Origin of the sequence: Mycobacterium sp., assembly GCF_050701675.1 — a bacterium.
GTDB lineage: Bacteria > Actinomycetota > Actinomycetes > Mycobacteriales > Mycobacteriaceae > Mycobacterium.
On the sequence record NZ_JBOGDD010000460.1, the window covers coordinates 1 to 2235 of the forward strand.

Genomic DNA, 2235 nt, shown 5'->3' on the forward strand with positions numbered 1-2235 from the left:
ACGCCCTGCAGGGCTCGGCCGCGGCCGATACGCTGAACGGTGGTCTCGGCAACGACACCATCGACGGCGCGGGCGGCGGCGACACCATCATCACCGGCGACGGCGCCGATGTGATCGTCATCGGGCAGGGCCAGTCGACCCTGGCCTGGGCGCAGGGCGACGTCGTCTCGGACTGGAGCGCGAGCGATACGGTGCGGTTCGCGAATGTCTCCGGCGACGCCACGACCTACGCCGAGCGGACCGTGGCCGACTATGGCGCGGCGATGAACACCGCCCAGGAGCTGATCTCGACGGGCGCCGTGAACGTGGTCGCCGTGGCGATCGGCGGCGATGTCGCGGTCTATGCTGACACCGGTAACAACAATGGCGTGGCCGACGACGTGGTCATCCTGACGGGCCGTACCCTGGCCGACGTCAGCGCTGCGAACTTCGGACTGGGCGTCGTGACGCCCCCGGTCACGCCGCCGGTGACTGTGCCCGGCAACGACGACCTGCACGGCACGGCCGCGGCCGACACGCTGAACGGCGGCGTCGGCGACGACACCCTCGACGGCGCCGGCGGTGGCGACACCATCATCACCGGCGACGGCGCCGACGTGATCGTGATCGGGCAGGGCCAGTCGACCTTGGCGTGGGCGCAGAGCGACGTGGTTACGGACTGGAGTTCGAGCGACATCGTGCGGTTCGCCAATGTGTCCGGCGACGGGACGACCTATGCCGAGCGCACTGCGGCCGACTACGGCGCGGCGATGAACGCGGCCCGCGACCTGATCACGACCAGGACCGTCAATGTCGTGGCGGTGGCGATCGGCAGCGATGTCGCGGTCTATGCCGACACGGGCAACGACAACGGCGTGGCCGACGATGTGGTGATCCTGACCGGCCGCACGCTGGCCGACGTCAGCGCCTCGAACTTCGGCCTCACGGGCGGGGCCTCCCCGCCGGTGACGCCGCCCGTGGTTTCGCCCCCGGCTGCCCCCACCGGCCTCAAGCTCGATGCGGCGTCCGACAGCGGCCTGAAGGGCGATGGGCTCACCAACGTCGCCCAGTTCCAGATGACCGGCGTCGCCGAGAAGGGCGCGTCCGTCTCGCTCTTCGACGGAACGACGCTGGTCGGCACGGGCCAGGCCGACGCAGCGACCGGCGCTTTCTCGGTGGCGGCGTCCTCGCCGCTGGCCGACGGGGCGCACACGCTTTCCGTCACCGCAGCGAACAGCGGCGGCGCGAGCAGCTATTCGGCGTCCGTGCAGGTCAGGCTCGACACCGTCGGCCCGGCCGCGCCCACCGCCAACCTGATGTCCACCGACAGCGGGACCAAGGGCGACGGGATCACCAACGTCGGTCTCATCCGCATGGACGGCGTGGCCGAAAAGGGCGCCGCGGTGACGCTGTATGACGGCCAAGCGGTTGTCGGCACGGTCACGGCCAACGCCACGACCGGCGCCTACAGCATCACGGCGAAGACCGCCCTGGCCGACGGCGCACACGACCTGCATGTCCAGGCGACCGACGCGGCGGGGAACCTGGGCGTGGCCTCGAACTCCACCCTGGTCATCGACACCAAGGCCGCCGTCAGCGCCTTCGACGCCTTCACCGAAACCCCGACCGGCTCGCGGATGACGGTGGCGCTGCATGGGACCGCCAGCGACGCGACCTCCGGCGTCGCCTCGGTCAACGTCCTGCAGGATGGGACTTCGATCGGCAGCGTCACGCCGGTGAACGGCGCCTGGTCGATCAGCAAGACAAACGTGTCGGACGCCGTCCACACCTACACCCTGCAGACCACCGATGCGGCCGGCAACGTCGGCGCCGGGTCCTCGACGCTGATCCTCGGCAGCTCCGGCGCCGACAAGATCGTCGGCAAGGCCACCGACGACGTCATCCACGGCGACGCCGGGGCCGACACCCTGACCGGGGGGACCGGTGCGGACGTGTTCGTCTACAACGCCCTCGACGACGCGGCGCTGGGCAAGTCCAAGACCAGCCCGCTGGACACGATCACCGACTTCCAGTCGGGGACCGACAAGCTGGACCTCTCCGACCTGGGTCACATGGCCTTCAAGGGGCAGTCCGCGACGGTCGGGGCGAACGAGGTGAGCTGGTACGTCTCGAGCGGCAACACCTTCGTCACCGGCGACGTCACCGGCGACGGCAAGGCCGACTTCATCATCCAGTTGAAGGGCGCGCTGGCGCTGAGCGGCTCGGACTTCCTGCTGGGCTAAGAGTTCCGCGCCC

The 2235-nt window shown here is 70.1% G+C and carries 1 protein-coding gene; it reads left to right on the top strand.

The genetic code is table 11. From position 1 onward, the window contains the following. Positions 1–2222: beta strand repeat-containing protein (locus tag ACRDUX_RS13890; RefSeq protein ID WP_526414609.1), on the top strand; the 2222-nt coding region annotated here is incomplete at its 5' end. Positions 2223–2235: the final 13 nt, after the last annotated feature.